The following is a 22185-nucleotide window of genomic DNA, read 5'->3' as shown; positions in this document are numbered from 1 at the left end:
CGTCTGGTGTCGAACCGATTTCCGTTCGGGCCGCTTAGTTGTTGCGGTTGCCCAGGAACTGCAGCAGGAACATGAACAGGTTGACGAAGTCGAGATAGAGCGTCAGCGCACCCATGATCGCCTTGCGGCCCATCACGGCGGCGTCGTCGCCATCGAAATACATTTCCTTGATCTTCTGCGTGTCATAGGCGGTGAGGCCGGCGAAGATCAGCACGCCCAGCACCGAGATGGCGAAGGCGACGGCCGAGGAGGCCAGGAAGATGTTGACGATCGAGGCGATGATCAGGCCGAACAGACCCATGATCATGAACGAGCCCATGGCCGTCAGGTCACGCTTCGTCGTGTAGCCGTAGAGCGACAGGGCGCCGAAGGAGGCGGCGGTCACGAAGAAGGTCTGCACGATGCTCTGGCCGGTGAAGACGAGGAAGACCGAGGACAGCGACAGGCCCATCAGTGCGGCATAAACCCAGAAGGTGGTCTGCGCCGCTGACACGCTCATCCTGTTGATGCGGTAGCTGAGGAAGAAGACCATTCCCAGCGGAGCGAACATCACAAGCCACTTCAGCGGGCTCGTGTAGAGCGCCACGCCGAACGGCGTCAGATGGCCGTCTGCGACGGCAAGCTGCCAGGTGCCGAAGGCTGCCAGGCCGGTGATGACCAGACCAAGCGCCATCAGGTTGTAGACCTTCAGCATGTAGCTGCGAAGGCCTTCGTCAATCATTGCGGCCGATTGGGCACGGCTCTGGAAGTTGTAACGTTCAGACATATCGTCCTCTCAAAGCTCCGGTGTTGCTACGGTGTCGGGCCTTGAAACCCTGGCGCCGCTGCGGAGCCTCAGCAAGCATGCCTGAAATATGCGCTGTCCCGCCCGTGCGTTCAAGTGGCGGGAACCCGAATCAGCTCCGATTCGCGAAAGTGACGAAGATTTAATCCGGCGGCGCCGTCGACAACCCTCGATTGCTCCTAGAGTTCCCGCAGCACCGGTGCGGCCTTCTGGCCCAGCACCCGCCAGGTGCCGGCAAGCCCGATGCCGACTGTCAGTATCAGCGCGCCGATCAGCGTCGCCGCCGCCACGTCCGGCAGGAAGGTCGATTGCAGGCGCATGATGCGGCTGACGACGAACCAGGCGGAGAGGCCGCCCGCCAGAAGCGCGAAGATGGCGGTGGCGGCGCCAAGGATCATGTATTCGTAGCTGAAGGCGCGCATCAGCATGGCGCGGGTGCCGCCCAGCGTCTTGAGGATCACCGCATCATGGGTGCGGGCCCGGTTGCCCGACGCGAGCGCCCCCGACAGCACGAGGACGGAGGCGATCAGCGCGACGGCCGCCGCCGCCCGCATCGCCGTCGCCAGCTGCCCGAGCAGGCCTTCGGCCATGTCGAGCGCGTCCTTTACCCGTACGCTGGTAATCGTCGGATAGGCATTGGTGACGGCCCGCAGGATCGCGCCTTCCTGCTGCGGGGTCAGCGAGGCATCGCTCAGCGTTGCAAGCCAGGCATGCGGCGCGCCGCGGAAGGTGTTCGGCGAGAACACCATCACGAAGTTGATCGACAGCGATTCCCACTGGATGGCGCGGAAATTGGCGATGCGGGCGGTGATGTTGCGGCCGAGTACATTGACCGTCACCGTGTCGCCGATCTTCAGGCCGAGTTCCGTCGCTTCGCGCGCCGAAAACGAGACGAGCGGCTCGCCCTCGTAGTTCTCCGGCCACCAGTTCCCTTCCGTCAGCCGCGAATTGGTGGGCAGCGTCGTCTCATAGGTAATGCCGCGATCGCCGCGCAGAACCCAGCGCCCGCCGGGCGGCACGTTCATCTTTGCCACATCCTGGCCGTTGAAGGCCATGATGCGACCGCGCAGCATCGGCACCTGCGTGATCGCGCTTTTCGGTGCCTGCTGCTCCAGCACGTCGAGGAAGCCCTCGCGCTCGTTGCTCTGGATGTCGACGAAGAAGAAGTTCGGCGCCTCCTGCATCATCGTGCCTGTCAGCTGGCGGCGCAGATTGCCGTCGATCAGCGACAGCGTCACGAGCAGCGCAAGGCCGAGCCCAAGCGACAGCACCACCGATGGCGTGAGCGCGCCCGGCCGGTGGATATTGCCGATCGCCAGCCGCAGCGCCGGGGAGGAGACGCGCGGCGCGCGGCGCGCGAGCGCGGCAATCCCGGCCGCGACCAGCCGCAGCAGCACGAAGGCACCCGCCACCGCGCCGAGGAAGACGACCGCGATGAAGCGGTCCTCGGCGGCGAGGATCGCAAGGCCCGCAAGCGCGGCAAGTGCCGTACCGGCGGCGAGCAGATAGGGCCAGGAGGGCAGGCGGCTCTGGTCGAAACTCTGTTCTCGAAACAGGGCGGTTGCCGGCACTTCGCGTGCATGGCCAAGCGGCAGAACGGCGAAGGTGAAGGTGGTGAGCAGGCCAAACAGCGCGGCAAGGCCGAGCGCGGACGGGTAGAAGGCCGTCTCCTTTGGCAGCGGGAGAATATCCTTCAGGAAACCCAGGGCAGCAAAGGGAGCCGCCGCCCCGACCACGAGGCCGATGGCAATGCCGATCGCACCGATCATCAGGATCTGGAAGAGATAGATCAGCGTGACGACAAAGGCCGGCGCGCCCAGGCACTTGAAGGTCGCGATCGTGGTTCGCTTGGCGTCAAGGAAGGCCCTGACCGCATTGGCGACGCCGACGCCGCCGACGATCAGCGCTGTCAGCCCGACGAGGGTGAGGAATTGCGAGAAGCGTTCCACATTCTCCGTCAGCGACGGCGCGGCACGGTCGGCCGTGCGAATCGACCAGCCCGCGGCCGGAAAGGCGGCGTTGGCCTTCTCCGTCAGGGCAGCGCGGGACAGGGGCGCCGGCATCTTCACCTTGTAGGAGTGCTCGACAAGGCTTCCGGTCTGGATCAGGCCCGAGGCAATCAGTGCCTCGCGGCTCAGCATCAGGCGTGGTGCAAAGCCGAACCCTTCAGACAGCGCATCTGGCTCGGTGACCAGGGCGGCGGTGATGCGGATGCGGGCATTGCCGATGAGAAGCTCCTGCCCGGCTTCGATGCCGAGCCGCTCCAGCAGCAGCGGCGCCGCCACCGCCCCGAAGGCATCACCCTCTCTGCCAAGCAGGTCGGAGAGCGGGCGCTGCGGATTTGTCACCACGCCGCCATAAAGCGGATACGCCCCGTCGACGGCCTTCACCTCGACCAGTGCCTGCTGCGACCCGTTTGGCAGGCGCACCATGGAGCGAAGCCCCGTGGAGACAGAGACCTGGCCCAGCGTGTCGAGGAAGGTGCGCTCTTGTGCGGTTGCTTCCCGGTTGTTCAGCTCGAAGCGCGCGTCGGCGGCAAGCAGCGACTGGCCCTGCGTTGCGATCGCCCCGGTAATGGCGCGCGAGACGGAATTGACCGCGGCAATGGCCGCCGTGCCGAGCGCGATGCAGGCCAGAAAGATATAGAAACCGGACAGCCCGCCGCGCAGCTCGCGCAGCGCGAGCCTCCAGGCGATGGAGATACGGGGAAAACCGGCACCGTTCATGCGAAGGCCGCCGCGGGGCTGACGCTGTTCAGGCTGTCGGCGGCGATCTCGCCGGAGCGCACGCGGATCTGCCGGGTGCAGCGGGCGGCGAGCGCCGTGTCATGCGTCACCAGCATCAGCGTCATGCCGCGCTCCTTCTGCTTGGCAAACAGAAGGTCGGCGATCTGGCGGCCGGTTTCCGTGTCGAGATTGCCGGTCGGCTCATCGGCAATCAGCACGGCAGGCGAGGGCGCGAGCGCGCGGGCAATCGCCACCCTCTGCTGCTCGCCGCCGGAGAGCTGGCCCGGATAATGGGTCAGACGCTCGCCAAGGCCCACCGCCGTCAGTTCACGCTTTGCGATATCGAAGGCATTGCGCACGTTCGCCAGTTCCAGCGGCACGGCAACATTCTCGATCGCCGTCATGTTGGCGATCAGGTGGAAGGACTGGAAGACGATGCCGATGTTGCGGCCGCGAAAATCCGCCAGCGCATCCTCGGAGAGCGTGTGCAGCGGCGTGTCCAGCATGTGGATCTCCCCACTGTCCAGCCGCTCGAGACCGGCAAGCACCATCAGCAGCGTCGACTTTCCTGAACCGGACGGCCCGACGATGCCAACGGCCTCACCTTCGCCAATTTTCAGGTCGATGCCCTTCAGCACATGCACGGCGGCGGCCGCGCTGCCGAGCGTCAGATCAGCCTTCTTCAGGGTGATGATGGTTCTTGCCACGGCAAACGATCCTATATTGGCGACTGAACTGTTTCGAAGCTACGTTTGCCGCAGTACGGCGGACCTGTTCAATCTAGGGATGGATTTCATGAAATTCAAAGCAGCCCGGCTTCACGTGATTGTCATTGCCCTGCTTGCGATGGCGGGCCTTGCATCGGCAGAGGCGAAGACCCTGCAGATCGTCGGAATGGGTGACAGCCTGATGGCGGGCTACCAGCTGTCGCCCTCGCAATCCTACACGGCGCAGCTGGAAGGCGCACTTGAGTTGCGCGGTCATGACGTGGCTGTGCTGAATGCCGGCGTATCCGGCGATACCACGTCTGGCGGCCTTTCCCGGCTGGACTGGTCCGTGGAAGATGGCACGGATGGCGTCATCCTTGAACTCGGCGCCAATGACGCACTGCGCGGCATTCCGCCCGAGCAGACCGAAAGCAATCTGGACGCCATGCTGGCGCGCCTCAGGGAACGCAAGATCCCCGTTCTTCTGGTCGGCATGATGGCGCCGCCGAACATGGGCAGCGATTATGCGGAGAAGTTCAACGGCATCTATCCGCGGCTTGCACAGAAATATGGCGTGCCGCTCTACCCCTTCTTCCTCGACGGCGTGGTGACGCACAAGGAGCTGCAACTCTCGGATGGCATGCACCCGAACGAGAAGGGTGTCGGAGTGATGGTCGACCGTTCGCTGCCGGCCGTGGAGGCCTTCATCAAGGCTCTGCCCAAAGACGGTTGATTGTGCAGGGCAAAAATTGGTGCTTGCGCGCAAGGCCGATGCGTGTTCCGCTACGGCTATCGCAAGAGATTCGAGGAGGTTCGCTATGCCGAGACTTTTCACCGCCCTCGAAATCCCGCGCAATGCCGCCATGAGCCTCTCCCTGCTGCGTGGCGGACTTCCAGGTGCGCGCTGGATCGACGTCGAGAATTACCACATTACCTTGCGCTTCATCGGTGATATCGACAACCGTACTGCCGACGAGATCGTCAATCGGCTGGACAGGATCGATCGGGAGGAATTCCAGATCAGCCTCAGCGGCATCGGTTCCTTCGGATCGAAGAAGCCTCATTCCCTTTGGGCGGGCGTGTCTCCCTCGCCGGAGATGAATGCCCTGCAGGCGGAAATCGAGCGGATCTGCCAGCGTGTCGGTCTGCCGCCGGATCCGCGCAAGTTCACCCCGCATGTCACGCTGGCCCGGCTGAAGTCCTCCCGTCTGGACGATGTCGTGCATTATCTTTCAGGCCGCGGCAACTTCCACACCACGCCCTTCACCGTCGGGCGTTTCGTGCTGATGTCGTCGAAGGAATCGGTGGGCGGCGGTCCCTACCTGACGGAAGAGGTGTTTCCGCTGCAGGAAAGCCGCTCTGCCTGGCGGGACGCCGGCCGGCACGCCGAAAGCCAGCTTTACTGAGGGAGTTGCGACCGTGCGTGATCCCCTTCTCGAACCCGCCGCCATCGAGGCGGCGCTTGCGGAAATTGAGGGCTGGGAACTGGCGCCGGACGGACGTTCGATATTGCGAAACTTCAAGTTTGCCGATTTCCGCGCCGCCTTTGCCTTCATGACCGAATGCGCGCTGTCGGCGGAAAAATTGGACCATCATCCGGAATGGTCGAATGTCTATTCCCGTGTTTCCGTGACGCTCACCACCCATGACAGCGGCGGGCTGACCGAGCGCGACCTTCGCCTTGCCCGGCTGATGGACAAGGCCGCCCGCGCCCGCAATTGACGCGGGAACGCTGCCTTCCCATATGCGTTCCAGCACCATGCTGAACGTGGAAGGGATGAAGACCGTGGATGAGGTCAAGATCGGGGAAATTCTGATGCCGGGAGACGAAGAAACCCAGGCCCGTCAGGAGGCCCGGGTACGGCGCTCGTTCTGGCCTACGCTGAAGAAGGCGCTGCGCGTCATCCCCTTCAGCCGCGATGTCGCGGCCGCCTATTATTGTGCGATCGATCCGCAGACGCCGACCCGCGTACGCGGCGTGCTTCTTGCGGCACTCGGCTATTTCGTGCTGCCCTTTGACCTTATCCCGGACATGTTCGTGATGGTGGGCTTCACCGATGACGTGGCCGTTCTGGCGGCCGCCTTCCGGATGATCCAGGCGCATATCAAGGACGAGCATTATCAGGCGGCCGACCGGGCGCTCGCCAACGATCCCGATCTCGATCCGACGAGGACTGCAGCCACAGGCTGAGGTGGCTGTATCTTTTCCCTCTTCCGGTCGCAGTGTGCGAAGGCATGCCGCTTCAGAGCGTATGGCGGCCAAACTCTTGCCCGATTCATCCCATCATTGAAGCTCCGGACGACGATCCGGGGCTGTTGCGATCCATGTCCTGTCAAAAGGTCTTTTCGCCTGCACCTTTCCCAGTCCGCATGCCAAACAGCCGACGATTCCTCTCTGTTGACGATTTGGTAACCAGAATTAAGTCAAAATTGAACGGATTTCGACCAAGCCCGGCTTGCGCCGTCCGGTCGGCCGTTCAATGAGAAACTGGCAGGACACAATGTTTGTAAGACAGATCGCCATCGCGTCGACCCTTTTGCTCGCCAGCACGGCATTCGCCTCGGCCCAGGCGCCCAACCTCATCGGCCAGTTCAAGAACTGGGGCGCCTATTCCTACAAGTCCGGCAACAGCACTGTCTGCTATGTGCTGTCCATGCCGACCACCAAGGAGCCGGCCAGCGTGGACCATGGAGATATCTTCTTCATCGTCTCCCAGCGTCCGGGCCAGAACATTTCCTACGAGCCGCAGGCGATGATGGGCTATCCGCTCAAGCCGGATTCGAAGGTCAACGTCACCATCGACAAGAAGAACTTCGTCATGTTCGTCAAGGACAAGGCAGCTTGGGTGGAAAACGCCGCCGAGGAACCGGCTCTGGTGTCCGCCATGAAGGGCGGCTCGACCATGACCGTGAAGGCGACGTCGGTGCGTGGTACCGGCACCAGCTATTCCTATTCGCTCTCGGGCCTCTCGCAGGCGCTGAAGCAGATCGAAACCTGCAAGTAAGGCCGCCAACGCGGCCTCACCCTGCCAGAATCGAAGGAAGGCCGGCGGCATGACCGGCCTTTTTCCGTTTGCTGATGACGGGCGCGCCATTTGATGCTAAAGGGCGCCGCAACTGCGGTCGAACTCCGCCATGGCATGCCATGGGCAACAGGCCGCCCGATGCATTTCACACCAGACAGTCCGGACTGCCTTCGGCGCGACGCGCCGTGACGCGCAGCCGTCGAGTGGAAAACGAACATGTCCGTTACCGATGCCATCGTACCCGGTCTTGCCGTCAAGCAGCCGCTGGTGCCCCGCCCGGACCTGATGTCCGGCAAGCCCTCCCTGATCGGTCTCACCCGCGAGCAGATGGGCAAGGCGCTGGTCGAGAAGGGCGTGCCGGAAAAGCAGGTGCGCATGCGTGTCAGCCAGCTCTGGCACTGGCTCTACATCCGCGGCGTGTCCGATTTCGACGCCATGACCAATGTGGCCAAGGACATGCGCGAGATGCTGAAGCAGCATTTCACCATTTCCCGCCCGGAAGTGGTGGAAGAGCAGGTCTCCAACGATGGCACCCGCAAGTGGCTGTTGCGCTTTCCGCCGCGCGGTGCCGGCCGTCCTGTCGAGGTGGAAACCGTCTACATTCCCGAAGAAGGCCGCGGAACGCTGTGCATTTCCAGCCAGGTCGGCTGTTCGCTCACCTGTTCCTTCTGCCATACCGGCACCCAGCGGCTGGTGCGCAACCTGACGGCGGAAGAAATCCTCTCGCAGCTGCTTCTGGCGCGGGATCGCCTCGGCGATTTTCCGGGCACCGATACGCCGCCCGGCGCCTTCGTGCCGACCGGCGAGCGCAAGGTGACGAACATCGTGATGATGGGCATGGGCGAGCCGCTCTACAATTTCGACCATGTGAAGGACGCCCTGCTGATCGCCACCGATGGCGACGGCCTGTCGCTCTCCAAGCGTCGCGTCACGCTCTCCACCTCCGGCGTGGTGCCGGAGATCTATCGCACCGGCGACGAGATCGGCGTGATGCTGGCGATCTCGCTGCATGCGGTGCGCGACGAACTGCGCGACATGCTGGTGCCGATCAACAAGAAATATCCGCTGAAGGAGCTGATCGAGGCCTGCCGCAACTATCCGGGCCTGTCGAATGCCCGCCGTATCACCTTCGAATATGTGATGCTGAAGGATGTCAACGACAGCCTGGAAGACGCCAAGGAACTGGTGAAGCTCCTGAAGGGCGTGCCGGCCAAGATCAACCTCATTCCCTTCAACCCCTGGCCGGGCACCAATTACCAGTGCTCGGACTGGGCGACGATCGAGAAGTTCGCCGATTTCATCAACCAGGCTGGCTATGCCTCGCCGATCCGCACGCCGCGTGGCCGCGACATTCTCGCCGCCTGCGGCCAGCTGAAATCGGAATCCGAGCGCATGCGCAAGACCGAGCGTCTGGCCTTCGAAGCCATGATGATCGCCGGCCATGGCGAGGACGACTGAGCCGATGTCCGGTGCCTTCGCGCGTCTGATCGAGGCCAATGCGACGGACTGGCAGGCCTATACGCAGCACCGCTTCGTGCGGGAACTGGCTGAAGGCACGCTGCCGGAGGCGGCCTTCCGGCACTATCTCAGGCAGGATTACCTGTTTCTCATCCAGTTCGCCCGCGTCTGGGGTCTTGCCGTCTACAAGAGCCGCACGCTTGCCGAGATCCGGCAGGGGCTCGACAGCCTGAAGGCGATCGTCGAGGTGGAGCTTGGCCTGCATGTGGGCTATTGCGCGCAGTGGGGCATCGACGAGGCGGCGCTTGAAGACCTGTCGGAATCCCGCGCCACGCTCGCCTATACCCGCTATGTGCTGGACGCCGGCATGAGTGGTGACCTGGTCGACCTGCATGTGGCGCTCGCGCCCTGCATCATCGGCTATGGCGAGATCGCACGTTGGATTCTGCAGCAGCCCTTCACGGTGCTGGAGGGCAATCCTTACGCCGACTGGATCGCCATGTATGCCGGCGACGAATATCAGGCGCTCGTCGCCTCCGAGCTGCAGTGGCTTGATGAACGGCTTTCGGCGCTCGATGCAGCACGGATGGCTGCACTATCCAATGTCTTTCGCGATGCGACGCGGCTTGAAGCCGATTTCTGGCAGATGGGCCTCGATCTCGCCTGAGCGAATGCTTAGGGTCGGGTGCCCTCAGCGCGCCTGCGTCATGAAGATCTTCACGGCAAACACGGAAAAGACGCCGGCAAAGGTATAGTCGATGCCGCGCAGTACCTTCGGATTGGCCTGCAGCCAGCGGGCCAGCCGGTCGGCGGCGAAGATCACGATGATGTTGATCGGCATGCCGACGATGATGAAGAAGAAGCCGAGGAACAGCAGCTTGTGGGTGACGGCCGGATCGCCGGCGGTGACGAATTGCGGCAGGAAGGTCATGAAGAAGATGATGACCTTGGGGTTCAGGAGGTTGACCCAGAGCCCCGTCGAGATATTGCCCCAGACCGAGCCGGACGGTTCCGCGACCGCTTCCACCTTCAGGCTCGAACCCTGCCGCACCGCCTGGATGGCAAGAAACAGCAGATAGCCGGCGCCGCCGGTCTTCAGCAGGAAGAAGGCGGTCGGCGAGGCGGTGATCAGCGCGGACACGCCAAAGGCCACCAGCATGGTGTGGATCATCACGCCGATCGTGGTGCCCACCACCACATAAAGCGCCCGTCGGCTCCCCTGCGACAGCGCCCGGCTGATTGACAGCGTCATGTCCGGCCCCGGCGTGATGGCCAGCAGCAGGCACATGCCGGTAAAGGTCACGAGGGTGGGCAGGCTCGGCAGAAAATCCATGGAAGGCCTCGGCGAATGATGGTCGCCGAGACTTACCCTGCCTTGCCGGGCTTGCCAATCAGTCTCGCTTGCTGATGAAGGCTTTTGCCGTTTCCGCGTGTGCCGGTTCCCAGCGCGACAGCGGCGGGCGGTTTTCGATGATGTCGCCGGCTGCCCATGCGATGCGCCGCTCGTCGGTCTTGCGGTCCACCTCGTTGTCGGGGCAGAGAATGTAGAAATCGCCGCCCGTCAGGCTCCGCAGCATGAAGTCCACCGTTTCCTCGGGCGTCCAGGCGCCGGCCGGCTTTTCGGTGCGCCCATGGGCGGTGAGCCCCGTGAAGACGAAGCCGGGGATCAGCAGATGCGCCGACACGTTGCAGCCTTCGGTGTTGCGCAGTTCGTGTTGCAGCGCTTCCGTAAACACTTTCACGCCCGCCTTGGCGACATTGTAGGCTGGGTCGCCGGGTGGCGTGGTGATGCCCTGCTTGGAGCCGGTATTGATGATCAGCGCCGGGTCCTTATGGGCGATCATGCCGGGACCGAAGGCGCGGGTGCCGTGGATCACGCCCATCAGGTTGACGGCGAGAACGCTATCCCAGGCCACCTGTGGGCCAAACAGCGCGCTGCCCGGCTGGATGCCGGCATTGTTCATCAGCACATGCACGCGGCCGAAGCGCTGGATCACGGCGCGCTCCAGCGCCTCCAGTTCGTCGAGCCGCGACACGTCGGTGCCGATGGCCACCACATCGGCCTCTCCGCCGGCAGAGAGGGCGGCCACCGCGCGGCCTGCCTCGGCCAGTTGGTCGCCGTCGAGATCGACGAGCACGACGCAGAGACCCATCCTGGCAAACGCCTTGGCAGCGGCGAGCCCGATGCCGGATGCGGCGCCGGTTACCACGGCGACATGTCCCTGTTGCAGGGCCGGATGCGGGGTTGTCATCTGGTCACTCATTGGAATGTCTCCTTCGGTGGCGTCATGTTCACACGTCGTGGCGCATATGGGACGCTGCCCGCACATCGTCAACATGGCGGGGTGCGGTCGGGAAGCGTTCGCCATGGGCAGGATGGTGACCGGGATGATTTCCGCAGACCTTGCCGCGCTTGTCGACGGCGAGGTCGTGGCCGGCGATGAGGCTTGCGAGGCTGAGGCGCTCGCTGCTCCTCCTGCGCGGGCATGATGACGGCCTTGCTGCCATTCGTGCCGCCATCGAAGGCGGGCGAAGCCTCCGGAGAGTCGCACCCGTTTGACGTTGATGCTTTCATCGGAGAGAGACATCGCCGCTCGCCGATCAAGTCAAGTCTGGCGCCATGGGGTCATCCGCATCCTTCACCAGCGCAAGACCATCGGCCGGCATCTGTGACGGTTTGGGCTTGCGCATGCCCTTGCACCCCGCCGCAAACTCGCTAAAAGTGCCGCGATCCCAGACTTAAAGCGGCAGGTTCTGCGACCTGCCCTCCAGACGGAACGCAATCGACATGGCACTCCCCAAAGACGTGAAGAAAGTCGTGCTGGCCTATTCCGGCGGCCTCGACACCTCCATCATCCTGAAGTGGCTCCAGACGGAGCTTGGCGCGGAAGTCGTCACCTTCACCGCCGATCTCGGCCAGGGCGAGGAACTCGAGCCGGCGCGCAAGAAGGCCGAGATGCTCGGCATCAAGGAGATCTTCATCGAGGATGTGCGCGAGGAATTCGTGCGCGATTTCGTCTTCCCGATGTTCCGTGCCAATGCCGTCTATGAAGGCGTCTATCTGCTCGGCACCTCGATCGCCCGTCCGCTGATCTCCAAGCACCTGATCGAGATCGCGAAGAAGACCGGCGCAGATGCCATCGCGCACGGCGCGACCGGCAAGGGCAACGACCAGGTCCGCTTCGAGCTGTCGGCCTATGCGCTGAACCCCGACATCAAGATCATCGCCCCCTGGCGCGACTGGTCGTTCAAGAGCCGCACGGACCTTCTGGCATTTGCCGAACAGCACCAGATCCCGGTCGCCAAGGACAAGAAGGGCGAAGCGCCGTTCTCCGTCGACGCCAACCTGCTGCACTCCTCCTCCGAGGGCAAGGTTCTGGAAGATCCGAGCAAGGAAGCTCCCGAATACGTGCACATGCGCACCATTTCGCCGGAAGCTGCTCCCGACAAGGCCACGATCATCAAGGTCGGCTTCGAAAAGGGCGATGCCGTGTCGATCAACGGCGTGCGCATGAGCCCGGCCACGCTGCTTGCCGAACTGAATAATTATGGCCGTGACAATGGCATCGGCCGCCTCGATCTCGTGGAAAACCGCTTCGTCGGCATGAAGAGCCGCGGCGTCTACGAGACACCCGGCGGCACCATCCTGCTCGCCGCCCATCGTGCGATCGAATCGATCACGCTCGATCGTGGTGCTGCCCACCTCAAGGATGAGCTGATGCCGCGTTATGCGGAACTCATCTATTACGGCTTCTGGTTCTCGCCGGAGCGCGAGATGCTGCAGGCGCTGATCGACAAGAGCCAGGAGCATGTCGAGGGCGAAGTGACGCTGAAGCTCTACAAGGGCAATGTCATGGTCATCGGCCGCGAATCGGCAAAGTCGCTCTATTCCGACCAGCTGGTCACCTTCGAGGACGACCAGGGCGCCTATGACCAGAAGGATGCAGCCGGCTTCATCAAGCTGAACGCGCTGCGTCTGCGTACGCTCGCCAAGCGCAATCTCGGCAAGTAAGCCGGATCGCCACCCACGTGATTGGCCCGCTCTCTTTCGGGAGAGCGGGCTTTTTCATGCCCGTCGGGAGAGGTGTTGCAGCCAGAGGAAGCCTGCGACGGCCGAGAGTTCCATGAAGGGGATGATGGTGCCGAAGGCGGTCAGCGGATCGCCGATGGCGGCAGCTGCGATGCCGCCCAGAAAGCCGGAACTCATCTGCAGGAACCCAGTCAGCGCCGAGGCGGAGCCGGCCACATGCGCAAAGGGCGCCAGGCTCTGCGTCACCACATGCGGTGTCAGGAAGGCCAGGCCGAAGGTGCAGATCGCGACCGGCCCCATGATCGACAGGAAGAAGGGCGGCACCAGGGCCACCGACAGCGCCATGATCACGCCGCCCGTGCCGCAGAGCGCGATGCCGATCTCGGCGGCACGCTGTCCGCCAATGCGGGCTGCCACCATCTTCAGCGTCAGCGAGCCCATGAGGTAGAAGCCGGACTGCATCAGCATGCCGATGCCGAATTGCGTCGGCGTCAGCCCGACGCGGTTGATCAGCACGAAGGGCAGCATGGTCGATTGCGTGTAGAGCGCCCCGATCGAGCCGGACAGTACGATCGCGGCGGCCAGGAACTGGCGGTTTCGCGCCACCTCGCCATAGGCGCGGATCAGCCGGGCCGGCTCCAGACGGCGCACATCAGGGATGATGGTTTCCCGCATCAGAAAGACCGTACTCGCTGCCGCCAGCAGGCCGAAACCGACCATCAGCAGGAAGACGGCATGCCAGCCGAACGCGGCCAATGTCAGCCCGCCGAGCGTCGGTCCCATGGCGGGGCCGACCGCCAGGAAGATGCCGATCGTGTTGAGAATCCGCGAGGCCTCGGCGCCCACATAGAGATCACGCACGATGGCGCGTCCCACGACGACACCGACGGAGGCGCCGATACCCTGGATCAGGCGTGCCGCGAGGATGACCTCAACCGTCGGTGCGAGCGCCGCCATGGCGGAGCCGACAAGGTAGATGGCGATGAAGATCAGCGTTGCCACCTTGCGGCCCAGCGCATCCGAAAGCGGGCCGGCCACCAGTTGCGCCAGCGCAAAGCCGCCGAAGAACATCGACAGGCTCATCTTGATCGCCGCTTCGGTGGTGCCGAAGGCATGCACCAGCTGCGGCATGGCAGGGGTGTAGATCGCCATCGAGATCGGGCCGAGCGTCGTCAGCAGCGCGCCGAGGAAGGTCACGCGGGCCTCGCTCATGCGGGGTGGCTGTCCGCCTGACATGTCGGATCTCAGGAGCATGCGGCGGGGTCCGGCTGAGCCAGGGCATCGGCCTGCAGATTCGCGCTGATCTGCCCCAGCGCGCTGCTCAGCGCATCGGCTTCAGCGCGCGTCATCCCTGCCGTGGCCATCAGCAGAAGGGCATCCAGCTCTTCTCTCAGGCTTTCGATCAGAGGTTCGCAGGCCGCCGTCAGCGTCACACGTTTGGCGCGGCGATCGTTGGGGTCCGGCTGGCGGTCGATCAGACCCAAACCCTGCAGCTTGTCGAGAAAGGTGCAAACGGTCATCGGCTCGATGCCCATGCGGGCGGCCAGCTCCAGCTGGCGGCAGTCGCCAAGCGCCCGGATGTTGAGAAGCGTGCGGGCTTCTGCGGGCGTGACGCCGAGGCCCGCCTGGGCGATGCGTCGCTCGAAGGCGCCGCGCAGCAGGCGTGCGGCATCCGTCAGGAGAAAGCCGAGACTGTCGTGATGGGTCTGGGGGTGCATGTTACCGTGCCGATTGATAAGGCACCCTTACGATTATTCGTCCCCAAGGCAAGCGGCAATGCGCATTGCACGGTCTTGCTGCCGTGGAAAACAGGTGGTCCTTCAGGTGCGCAGGAAGCCCAGGACGGATTCGAAGGTCTGGGCCTTGTCCTCGTCACCCAGCGTCGTCGCCAGCACCTTCTGGTTCTGGAAGTAGCGGCGGAAATCGAACTCGGTATCGTCGGTCACGTCGGACAGATCCTCGACCGCACCGGACGCACTGACTGCCTGCATCGGCAATTCCTGCGCGAGTGCGATATAGACGTCTTGCGGGATGTCGCCGGCGATATATTTCTGAAGGGCAAGTTCGCGCAGAAGGCGTGGAGAGATGGCGGAAAAGTCCGGTGTCTGGCGCTGCATGTCCTGCAGCTCGAAAACGGGTCGCGTTTCCGCTCTTGGCGAGAACAGGGCTTTTTCGATCCTGGTATTGCGGGCATGCTCTCGATGAAGCAAGCTGCCGGACCAGTGCAGGGAACTCATTTCCACGGCCAGTATCCACCTTCATGGGATATGGTTGCAGAACATAACCGAGGCGTACAACCGGTCAATTATCAATAATCAGCTAATATTTCTTGTATGCCCATGGTTGAACCCTTGCGCCGGTGCCATCATCCGGCATCGCGCGGACACGAAAAGAACAGCTCTAGAGGACAGTGACATGACAGTGCATTCGAAGATCAATCCGGCGCTCGTGGACTGGAGCGGCAGGAACGGCCTTCCGCAATTCGATCAGGTGCGGGATGAGGATTTCGCAGCCGCCTTCGATGCCGCGCTTTCGCTGCATGATGCTGAAATCCTTGCAATCTCCGGCAATCCCGAGGCGCCGTCGTTCGACAACACCATCACCGCGCTGGAGATTGCCGGCGATGAGCTGTCGCGCATTTCCGCCCTGTTCTGGAACCGCGCCGGCGCCCATACCAACGAGGTGGTCCAGGCGCTGGAGCGCGAGATCGCGCCGAAGATGTCGCGCCATTATTCGCAGATCGCCATGAACGAGGCGCTGTTTGCCCGCGTCGATGCATTGTGGGAACAGCGCGACGCGCTCGATCTCACGCTGGAGCAGACGCGGGTGCTGGAACGCCACTGGAAGGGTTTCGTGCGCGCGGGCGCCAAACTGAGCCGCGATCAGCAGGAGCGGCTGGCGACGATCAACGAGACGCTGGCCGGTCTTGGCGCACGCTTCGGCCAGAACGTGCTGGCGGACGAGAAGAACTGGTCGCTGATCCTGACGGCCGAGGAGGAGCTTGCCGGCCTGCCGAGCTTCCTGCGCGATGCGATGGCCTCTGCCGCCCGTGATCGCGGCGCGGCAGAGGGCAGCTATGCCGTCACCCTGTCGCGCTCGATCATCGAGCCTTTCCTTACCTTCTCCAGCCGCCGCGACCTGCGCGAACAGGCTTTTGCGGCCTGGGTGACGCGCGGCGCCAATGGCGGCGAGACCGACAATATCGGCATTGTCCGGGAAACGCTGGCACTGCGTTTCGAAAAGGCGCAACTGCTCGGCTATGACAATTTCGCCGCCTACAAGCTGGACGACACCATGGCCAAGACGCCGGCCAATGTGAACGGCCTCCTGATGAAGGTCTGGGCGAAGGCGCGCACCCGCGCGCTCGAAGAGGAAGCCTCGCTCGCCGGCCTGATGGCGGAGGAGGGGATCAACGGTCCCGTGCAGCCCTGGGACTGGCGTCACTATGCCGAAAAGCTGCGCGAGCGGATGTTCGATTTCTCTGAATCCGAGCTGAAGCCCTATCTGCAGCTGGAGAAGATCATCGAGGCCTGCTTCGACGTGGCAAACCGCCTGTTCGGTGTCACGCTGACGGAAGTGAAGGGCGTGCCCGCCTATCATCCTGACGTCAGGGTTTTCGAGGTGCGCGATCAGGATGGTACGCTGAAGGCCATGTTCCTCGGCGACTATTTTGCCCGCTCATCCAAGCGCTCCGGCGCCTGGATGAGTTCCTTCCAGAGCCAGCATCGCCTGACGCTGAAGAACGGCGCCGAAGGCGAGCTGCCGATCATCTACAATGTCTGCAACTTCGCAAAGCCCGCCGAAGGCAAACCGGCGCTCCTGTCACTGGATGATGCCCGCACGCTGTTCCACGAATTCGGCCACGGCCTGCACGGCATGCTGTCGGATGTGACCTATCCTTCCGTCTCCGGCACGGGCGTGTCGCGCGATTTCGTTGAGCTGCCCTCCCAGCTTTACGAACACTGGCTGACGGTGCCGGACATCCTGACCCGCTATGCCGTGCATGAAAAGACCGGCGAGCCGATGCCGAAGGCGCTGCTCGACAAGGTTCTCGCGGCCCACACCTTCAATGCCGGCTTCAACACGGTGGAGTTCACCTCCTCGGCGCTGGTCGACATGGCTTTCCACACCCGTGGCCCGGTGGAGGATCCGATGGCGGTGCAGGCCGAGGTGCTGGAGGAAATCGGCATGCCGTCCTCCATCGTCATGCGCCACGCCACACCGCATTTCCAGCACGTCTTCTCCGGCGACGGCTACTCGGCCGGCTACTATTCCTACATGTGGTCGGAAGTGCTGGATGCCGATGCCTTCGCAGCCTTCGAGGAGAGCGGCAATCCCTTCGATCCGGTCATGGCGCGCAAGCTGAAGAACAATATCTACTCGGTCGGCGGCGCCATCGATCCCGAAGAGGCCTATCTTGCCTTCCGCGGCAAGCTGCCGGATCCGGAGGCAATGCTGAAGAAGCGGGGCCTTGCCGTCATGGCGGAACTGGCCGGCAGCGACGGCTGAGGGTGTGACGGGCCATTCCCGGTCGGAATGTGATCCATCACAAGAAGTCGCGGGCAAAACGAGCGGGTGTCGCATAGTCTTCATGCGACTCTCCTAGTGGGGAGTTCCTTTTCAAGGACACCCCGCCATGGCCCCCATTATCAGCGCCGAGCATGTCACAAAGGTCTTCCGCCAGCGGGTGCGCCGGCCCGGCCTGCTGGGCAGCTTGCGCGATCTCGCTGCGCCGGTCACGCGGCCGGTCAATGCGGTCGACGACATCTCCTTTGCCATCGCGGCGGGCGAGGCGGTCGGCTATCTCGGCCCGAACGGCGCCGGTAAATCGACGATGATCAAGATGCTGACCGGCATCCTCGCACCGTCTTCCGGTAAAGTGATGGTGCTCGGCCGTCATCCGCAGGCAAACCGCGTGGAGAATGCCCGCCAGATCGGCGTGGTGTTCGGTCAGCGCACCCAGCTGTGGTGGGAGCTGCCGCTCTCGGAAAGTTTCGAGCTGCACCGGCGCATGTATCGCGTGCCGTCCGAGGTCTTCGCCCGCAATCGTGCCGATCTCACCGAGATGATGGGGCTTGCCTCCTTCCTGGAGCGGCCCGTGCGGCACCTGAGCCTTGGTCAGCGCATGCGCGCCGAGATCGCCATGGCGCTCATGCACGATCCCAAGATCCTCTTTCTCGACGAACCGACCATTGGCCTCGACGTGGTGGCGAAGGATGTGGTGCGCAAGTTTCTCTCCCGCATCAACCGCGAGCGCGGCACCACCATCATCCTCACCACGCATGATCTGCAGGATATCGAGGAGATCTGCCCGCGCCTGATCATGGTGGATGAGGGCAAGCTGCTGTTCGATGGAGCGGTTGCTGATCTGCGCGCCCGGTTTGGCGCGCGCCGGCGGCTGGTGCTGGAATTTTCCCGCGAACCCGGCTTCGTGCATCTGGCGGGCGCCGAGCCGGATGGCGGCGAGGGGCACCTCCGCAGCTTCCTGCTGAACGATGACGGTCGCTCGCTGGTTGAACTGCTGGCGGCTCTTCAGGCCGATGCCGATCTGCGCGACGTGCGCCTGCACGAGCCCGGCATCGAGGAGATCATCCGCACCCATTACCAGAGAAGGATCGAGACGGGGAGGGCGGCATGAGCGCCTTCCTTGCCCTCATCCGCGCCGCCTTCCGCCGCGAGTCCGAGCATCACTCGCGCAATGTCTTCCGTATTCTCGGCAGCCTTGTCGAAATTCTTGCCCGGATTTCCATCTGGCAGGCAGCCTTCGGCGCGCATCCGGCCCTCTACGGCATCACGCTGTCGCAGATGATCACCTATTCGCTGATCGGCGGCACCATCCTGTCGAGCTGGGATGCCACGATGATCGTGCGCGATGTTGGTGCGACGATCCGCACCGGTGCGATCGGCAGTTCGCTGCTGAGGCCGGTCGGTTACCCGCTGATGCTGCTGGCCGACCAACTCGGCGTGCGCCTCTTCGACTGGCTGCTGGTCTCCCTGCCGGTCATCGTCATCATGGGCCTCATCTACGGCATCGAGCCGCCGGCAAGCCTTGGCCATGCAATGTTCTTTCTCGGCCATGTGGTGGTGTCGCTCGCGATCCTGATGCTGACCGGTATCCTGATTGGCCTGTTTTCCTTCTGGGTCTTCGATGCCCATTCGCTCGAATGGTTCATGCGCGGCCTGCTGGCCGTGCTCTCCGGCGGGCTGGTGCCGATCTGGTTCTTCCCGAAAGGGTTGGCCGAGGTCGCGCATGCGCTGCCCTTTTCCTGGATCACCTATCAGCCAATGGCGGTCTATCTCGGCGAGCGCGATCTGGCCGCCTCGGCACTCTCGCTCGCCGCCGGTTGCGGCTGGACGGCGGCGCTCGGCGCCTGCGTCGCCTTCGTCTGGTCGCGGGCCTGCGGTCAGGTCGTGGTGCAGGGAGGCTGAGGGATGCGCGAAACGCTGTCGCTGCTCCTCTATCTCGTCCGGCTCAGGGTGCGCACCCGGCTGGAATTCCGCGCCAGCCTGGTCATTGCCTGGGTGGCGCAGGCCTTTGGCTATGCCGGCGTCTTCACGCAGATCTGGCTGATCCTCACCCGCTTCGAGAACATCGGCGGCTGGACCTGGCCGCAGATGGCGCTGCTTCTCGGCTTCCACACGCTGGGCTATGCGCTCGGCGCCTGCTTCACGCTGGTGCAGCTGAGGCGCATGGAAGAGATCGTGCTGGGCGGCGAGTTCGACACGCTGCTGGTCCGGCCGCTGAACCCCTGGGCCTATCTCGTCTTTTCCGGCTTCAACATCGAATATGGCGGCCACATCGCGCTCGGCGCCGGGCTGATCGCCTGGGCATTGCCGCAGCTCCCCATCGTCTGGACGCCCGCGACGCTCGCGCTCTTCGTGGGCGGGCTGATCAGCGCGGCGCTCATTACCGCCTCGATGATCACCATCATCGGCGCCTGCGCCATGGTGCTTGGCCGGGCGCGCTACCTGTTCGGCATCTATTTCGATTTCTGGGAACTGTCGCGCTATCCGGCCAGCATCTTTGCGGTCCCGTTCCAGATCGCGCTGCTCTCCGTCATTCCGCTCGGCTACATGGCCTATGTGCCGGTTTCGGTGCTGCTCGGCCGGCCCGTGCCCTATCTCGCCTCCGCCGCGGAACTGGCGGCGCTTGCGGCTGGCCCGCTTTCCGTCGTGGTGGCTGCCGCCTTCTGGCGGTTCTGCCTCCATCGCTACCAGGGCGGGGGCGGATGATCGCGCCCGCAACCCTGCCCTTAACCGTGCGTTCAGCCTCCCCCTTTCGCAAATGCGAAAAACAGGGTATGAGCGCGCCAACGAAATTTGGCGCGTTATGCTCCCAGTGTGCGCCACAGCCCCAGAGAAACCAAGATGGCACTTCGCAACATCGCGATTATCGCGCACGTTGACCATGGAAAAACGACCCTCGTCGATGAGCTTCTGAAGCAGTCCGGCTCGTTCCGCGAAAACCAGCGCGTGGCAGAACGCGTGATGGACAGTAACGACCTCGAAAAGGAACGCGGCATCACCATTCTCGCCAAGGCGACCTCGGTGGAATGGAAGGGTGTCCGCATCAACATCGTCGACACCCCCGGCCACGCCGATTTCGGCGGCGAAGTCGAGCGTATCCTCTCGATGGTGGATGGCGCGATCGTTCTGGTCGACAGCTCCGAAGGCCCGATGCCGCAGACCAAGTTCGTGGTCTCGAAGGCGCTGAAGGTCGGCCTTCGCCCGATCGTCGCGATCAACAAGATCGACCGTCCGGACGGCCGTCATGAGGAAGTGATCAACGAGGTCTTCGACCTGTTCGCCAACCTCGATGCCACCGACGAGCAGCTTGATTTCCCGATCCTCTACGGTTCGGGTCGCGATGGCTGGATGAATGTCAGCCCGGAAGGTCCGAAGGAAGAGGGTCTCGCCCCGCTTCTCGATCTCGTGCTCAAGCACGTGCCGGAGCCGACGGTCGAAGAAGGCCCGTTCCGCATGATCGGCACGATCCTGGAAGCCAACAACTTCCTCGGTCGCATCATCACCGGCCGCATCGCCTCCGGTTCGATCAAGCCGAACCAGTCGGTCAAGGTTCTCGGCCAGGACGGCAAGACCATCGAAACCGGCCGTATTTCCAAGATCCTCGCCTTCCGCGGCATCGAGCGCACGGCGATCGATGAAGCGCATGCAGGTGACATCGTTGCGATCGCCGGCCTCTCCAAGGGCACCGTTGCCGATACCTTCTGCGACCCCTCTGTCACCGAAGCCATGACTGCCCAGCCGATCGATCCGCCGACGGTCACCATGTCCTTCATCGTCAACGACAGCCCGCTCGCCGGCACCGAAGGCGACAAGGTGACGAGCCGCGTCATCCGAGACCGTCTGTTCAAGGAAGCCGAAGGCAACGTCGCGCTGAAGATCGAGGAAGCCGAAGGCAAGGATTCGTTCTTCGTCTCCGGCCGTGGCGAACTGCAGCTTGCCGTTCTCATCGAAACCATGCGCCGCGAAGGCTTTGAGCTTGCCGTGTCGCGTCCGCGCGTCGTCATGCACAAGGACGAGACGACCGGCGAGACCATGGAGCCGATCGAGGAAGTCGTCATCGACGTCGATGAAGAACATTCCGGCGTCGTCGTGCAGAAGATGTCCGAGCGCAAGGCCGAAATGACCGAACTGCGCCCCTCCGGTGGCAACCGCGTGCGCCTGAAGTTCCTGGCGCCGACCCGTGGCCTGATCGGTTACCAGTCGGAACTTTTGACCGACACGCGCGGCACCGCCATCATGAACCGCCTGTTCCACAGCTACCAGCCGTTCAAGGGCGCGATTGCCGGCCGCAACAACGGCGTGCTGCTGTCCAACGGTTCGGGCGAGGCTGTGGCCTATGCCATGTTCAACCTGGAAGATCGCGGTCCGATGATCATCGAGCCGGGTGAAAAGGTCTATCAGGGCATGATCATCGGCATCCACTCCCGCGACAACGATCTCGAAGTCAACGTTCTCAAGGGCAAGCAGCTCACCAACATCCGCGCCGCCGGCAAGGATGAAGCGGTGAAGCTGACCCCGCCGATCCGCATGACGCTCGACCGCGCGCTCTCCTGGATCCAGGACGACGAACTGATGGAAGTCACGCCGAAGTCCATCCGCCTGCGCAAGATGTATCTCGATCCGAACGATCGCAAGCGCTTCGAAAAGTCGCGCGTCGCCTGATCCGGCCCATCGATACCGAAAAAGCCCCGGAGAAATCCGGGGCTTTTTTGTGTGCGCCGCGTTGCGGGCGGGCTTGTTCGTCAGATTAAAAAAGCGTTAACTTCGGGTTGCGGTTCCACGCATGACGTTCGTGAGCCGTACCGTCGTTCCTTTGCGGAATGATGGAAGGGGCGGCGACAGGTTCAGAGTGTTGTCATGAAGACATTGTCCATCGAGGTGCGGCGGGCAGAACCGCTGGATGCAGCCGCGGTGTCTGAGGTTCACC

Annotated in this window: 22 protein-coding genes; 14 read left to right on the top strand and 8 right to left on the bottom strand. The window is 63.3% G+C overall.

Going from position 1 to position 22185, the window contains the following annotated elements:
* Positions 1–34: 34 nt before the first annotated feature.
* The 3 genes from FNA46_RS16035 to FNA46_RS16025 form a co-directional block, all read right to left on the bottom strand.
* A complete protein-coding gene (locus tag FNA46_RS16035; RefSeq protein ID WP_143126214.1) occupies positions 35–766 on the bottom strand; it encodes a Bax inhibitor-1/YccA family protein in 732 nt (243 codons plus the stop codon).
* 197 nt (positions 767–963) lie between these two features.
* Positions 964–3510, bottom strand: a complete 2547-nt coding sequence (locus FNA46_RS16030; protein WP_143126213.1) for an ABC transporter permease — start codon at positions 3508–3510, stop codon at positions 964–966.
* Positions 3507–4217, bottom strand: coding sequence for an ABC transporter ATP-binding protein (locus tag FNA46_RS16025; protein WP_143126212.1), 711 nt, complete (start codon positions 4215–4217; stop codon positions 3507–3509). Before FNA46_RS16025 ends, FNA46_RS16030 begins: the two co-directional genes overlap by 4 nt.
* Before the next feature lie 88 nt (positions 4218–4305).
* Here FNA46_RS16025 and FNA46_RS16020 point away from each other — a divergent pair, with 88 nt between their 5' ends.
* The 7 genes from FNA46_RS16020 to tenA all read left to right on the top strand — a co-directional run bounded on the left by FNA46_RS16020 (position 4306) and on the right by tenA (position 9368).
* Complete coding sequence (locus tag FNA46_RS16020) at positions 4306–4950, top strand: arylesterase (protein WP_143126211.1); 645 nt, start codon at positions 4306–4308, stop codon at positions 4948–4950.
* Between the two features lie 85 nt (positions 4951–5035).
* The gene (thpR, locus tag FNA46_RS16015) at positions 5036–5623 is read left to right on the top strand and encodes an RNA 2',3'-cyclic phosphodiesterase (protein WP_143126210.1); all 588 of its coding nucleotides are present in this window, start codon (positions 5036–5038) and stop codon (positions 5621–5623) included.
* A gap of 13 nt (positions 5624–5636) precedes the next feature.
* Positions 5637–5939 carry a 4a-hydroxytetrahydrobiopterin dehydratase gene (locus tag FNA46_RS16010; protein WP_143126209.1) on the top strand — a complete coding sequence of 101 codons (303 nt, stop codon included), beginning with the start codon at positions 5637–5639 and terminating at the stop codon, positions 5937–5939.
* Between the two features lie 64 nt (positions 5940–6003).
* Positions 6004–6408, top strand: coding sequence for a YkvA family protein (locus FNA46_RS16005; RefSeq protein WP_143126371.1), 405 nt, complete (start codon positions 6004–6006; stop codon positions 6406–6408).
* A 310-nt stretch (positions 6409–6718) separates the two neighbouring features.
* Complete coding sequence (locus FNA46_RS16000) at positions 6719–7222, top strand: invasion associated locus B family protein (RefSeq protein ID WP_143126208.1); 504 nt, start codon at positions 6719–6721, stop codon at positions 7220–7222.
* A gap of 237 nt (positions 7223–7459) precedes the next feature.
* A complete protein-coding gene (gene rlmN, locus FNA46_RS15995; RefSeq protein ID WP_185969880.1) occupies positions 7460–8701 on the top strand; it encodes a dual-specificity RNA methyltransferase RlmN in 1242 nt (413 codons plus the stop codon).
* A complete protein-coding gene (gene tenA / locus FNA46_RS15990; RefSeq protein ID WP_143126207.1) occupies positions 8685–9368 on the top strand; it encodes a thiaminase II in 684 nt (227 codons plus the stop codon). Before rlmN ends, tenA begins: the two co-directional genes overlap by 17 nt.
* A gap of 24 nt (positions 9369–9392) precedes the next feature.
* Here the strand turns inward: tenA and FNA46_RS15985 are convergent, their stop codons facing one another.
* Together FNA46_RS15985 and FNA46_RS15980 are read right to left on the bottom strand one after the other, a co-directional pair.
* Complete coding sequence (locus tag FNA46_RS15985; protein WP_143126206.1) at positions 9393–10034, bottom strand: LysE family translocator; 642 nt, start codon at positions 10032–10034, stop codon at positions 9393–9395.
* Positions 10035–10092: 58 nt separating this feature from the next.
* Positions 10093–10953 (bottom strand): SDR family NAD(P)-dependent oxidoreductase, encoded by an 861-nt coding sequence (locus tag FNA46_RS15980; protein WP_143126369.1) that lies wholly within the window; start codon positions 10951–10953, stop codon positions 10093–10095.
* Between the two features lie 234 nt (positions 10954–11187).
* Here FNA46_RS15980 and FNA46_RS26645 point away from each other — a divergent pair, with 234 nt between their 5' ends.
* Positions 11188–11421 carry a type II toxin-antitoxin system ParD family antitoxin gene (locus tag FNA46_RS26645; protein WP_425468768.1) on the top strand — a complete coding sequence of 78 codons (234 nt, stop codon included), beginning with the start codon at positions 11188–11190 and terminating at the stop codon, positions 11419–11421.
* A 68-nt stretch (positions 11422–11489) separates the two neighbouring features.
* On the top strand, positions 11490–12713 hold the full coding sequence (locus FNA46_RS15975) for an argininosuccinate synthase (protein WP_143126205.1): 1224 nt from the start codon (positions 11490–11492) through the stop codon (positions 12711–12713).
* Positions 12714–12767: 54 nt separating this feature from the next.
* Here FNA46_RS15975 and FNA46_RS15970 read toward each other — a convergent pair whose 3' ends face one another.
* The 3 genes from FNA46_RS15970 to FNA46_RS15960 all read right to left on the bottom strand — a co-directional run bounded on the left by FNA46_RS15970 (position 12768) and on the right by FNA46_RS15960 (position 14974).
* Positions 12768–13943, bottom strand: a complete 1176-nt coding sequence (locus FNA46_RS15970) for a multidrug effflux MFS transporter (RefSeq protein WP_185969879.1) — start codon at positions 13941–13943, stop codon at positions 12768–12770.
* A 32-nt stretch (positions 13944–13975) separates the two neighbouring features.
* Entirely contained in the window at positions 13976–14449 is a 474-nt protein-coding gene (locus tag FNA46_RS15965) for a MarR family winged helix-turn-helix transcriptional regulator (protein ID WP_143126204.1), read from the bottom strand.
* A gap of 102 nt (positions 14450–14551) precedes the next feature.
* Entirely contained in the window at positions 14552–14974 is a 423-nt protein-coding gene (locus FNA46_RS15960) for a hypothetical protein (RefSeq protein WP_143126203.1), read from the bottom strand.
* A 172-nt stretch (positions 14975–15146) separates the two neighbouring features.
* Here FNA46_RS15960 and FNA46_RS15955 point away from each other — a divergent pair, with 172 nt between their 5' ends.
* The 5 genes from FNA46_RS15955 (at position 15147) to typA (ending at position 21920) form a co-directional block, all read left to right on the top strand.
* Complete coding sequence (locus FNA46_RS15955; protein WP_143126202.1) at positions 15147–17240, top strand: M3 family metallopeptidase; 2094 nt, start codon at positions 15147–15149, stop codon at positions 17238–17240.
* 127 nt (positions 17241–17367) lie between these two features.
* Positions 17368–18369 carry an ABC transporter ATP-binding protein gene (locus FNA46_RS15950; RefSeq protein WP_143126201.1) on the top strand — a complete coding sequence of 334 codons (1002 nt, stop codon included), beginning with the start codon at positions 17368–17370 and terminating at the stop codon, positions 18367–18369.
* Positions 18366–19160: an ABC transporter permease gene (locus FNA46_RS15945; protein WP_143126200.1), complete on the top strand. Its 795-nt coding sequence runs from the start codon at positions 18366–18368 to the stop codon at positions 19158–19160. Before FNA46_RS15950 ends, FNA46_RS15945 begins: the two co-directional genes overlap by 4 nt.
* A gap of 3 nt (positions 19161–19163) precedes the next feature.
* Positions 19164–19964 (top strand): ABC transporter permease, encoded by an 801-nt coding sequence (locus tag FNA46_RS15940; RefSeq protein ID WP_143126199.1) that lies wholly within the window; start codon positions 19164–19166, stop codon positions 19962–19964.
* Between the two features lie 135 nt (positions 19965–20099).
* The gene (typA, locus tag FNA46_RS15935; RefSeq protein ID WP_143126198.1) at positions 20100–21920 is read left to right on the top strand and encodes a translational GTPase TypA; all 1821 of its coding nucleotides are present in this window, start codon (positions 20100–20102) and stop codon (positions 21918–21920) included.
* The last annotated feature ends 265 nt before the right edge of the window (positions 21921–22185 follow it).

Source organism: Affinirhizobium straminoryzae (assembly GCF_007004135.1).
In the GTDB taxonomy this organism is placed as follows: domain Bacteria; phylum Pseudomonadota; class Alphaproteobacteria; order Rhizobiales; family Rhizobiaceae; genus Neorhizobium; species Neorhizobium straminoryzae.
The sequence above is the reverse complement of the archived record's forward strand: the minus strand, read 5'-3'. Positions and strand labels throughout refer to the sequence as shown.

What these genes read in the sequence shown, in the direction of transcription:
- rlmN (WP_185969880.1), top strand. Translation starts at nt 7,460, where the DNA reads ATGTCCGTTACCGATGCCATCGTACCCGGTCTTGCCGTCAAGCAGCCG.
- typA (WP_143126198.1), top strand. Translation starts at nt 20,100, where the DNA reads ATGGCACTTCGCAACATCGCGATTATCGCGCACGTTGACCATGGAAAA.
- FNA46_RS15975 (WP_143126205.1), top strand. Translation starts at nt 11,490, where the DNA reads ATGGCACTCCCCAAAGACGTGAAGAAAGTCGTGCTGGCCTATTCCGGC.
- FNA46_RS16000 (WP_143126208.1), top strand. Translation starts at nt 6,719, where the DNA reads ATGTTTGTAAGACAGATCGCCATCGCGTCGACCCTTTTGCTCGCCAGC.
- FNA46_RS16020 (WP_143126211.1), top strand. Translation starts at nt 4,306, where the DNA reads ATGAAATTCAAAGCAGCCCGGCTTCACGTGATTGTCATTGCCCTGCTT.
- FNA46_RS15965 (WP_143126204.1), bottom strand. Translation starts at nt 14,449, where the DNA reads ATGCACCCCCAGACCCATCACGACAGTCTCGGCTTTCTCCTGACGGAT.
- FNA46_RS15970 (WP_185969879.1), bottom strand. Translation starts at nt 13,943, where the DNA reads ATGAGCGAGGCCCGCGTGACCTTCCTCGGCGCGCTGCTGACGACGCTC.
- FNA46_RS15985 (WP_143126206.1), bottom strand. Translation starts at nt 10,034, where the DNA reads ATGGATTTTCTGCCGAGCCTGCCCACCCTCGTGACCTTTACCGGCATG.
- FNA46_RS16035 (WP_143126214.1), bottom strand. Translation starts at nt 766, where the DNA reads ATGTCTGAACGTTACAACTTCCAGAGCCGTGCCCAATCGGCCGCAATG.
- FNA46_RS15945 (WP_143126200.1), top strand. Translation starts at nt 18,366, where the DNA reads ATGAGCGCCTTCCTTGCCCTCATCCGCGCCGCCTTCCGCCGCGAGTCC.
- FNA46_RS15940 (WP_143126199.1), top strand. Translation starts at nt 19,164, where the DNA reads ATGCGCGAAACGCTGTCGCTGCTCCTCTATCTCGTCCGGCTCAGGGTG.
- FNA46_RS15955 (WP_143126202.1), top strand. Translation starts at nt 15,147, where the DNA reads ATGACAGTGCATTCGAAGATCAATCCGGCGCTCGTGGACTGGAGCGGC.
- thpR (WP_143126210.1), top strand. Translation starts at nt 5,036, where the DNA reads ATGCCGAGACTTTTCACCGCCCTCGAAATCCCGCGCAATGCCGCCATG.
- tenA (WP_143126207.1), top strand. Translation starts at nt 8,685, where the DNA reads ATGGCGAGGACGACTGAGCCGATGTCCGGTGCCTTCGCGCGTCTGATC.
- FNA46_RS26645 (WP_425468768.1), top strand. Translation starts at nt 11,188, where the DNA reads ATGATGACGGCCTTGCTGCCATTCGTGCCGCCATCGAAGGCGGGCGAA.
- FNA46_RS15950 (WP_143126201.1), top strand. Translation starts at nt 17,368, where the DNA reads ATGGCCCCCATTATCAGCGCCGAGCATGTCACAAAGGTCTTCCGCCAG.
- FNA46_RS15980 (WP_143126369.1), bottom strand. Translation starts at nt 10,953, where the DNA reads ATGACAACCCCGCATCCGGCCCTGCAACAGGGACATGTCGCCGTGGTA.
- FNA46_RS16030 (WP_143126213.1), bottom strand. Translation starts at nt 3,510, where the DNA reads ATGAACGGTGCCGGTTTTCCCCGTATCTCCATCGCCTGGAGGCTCGCG.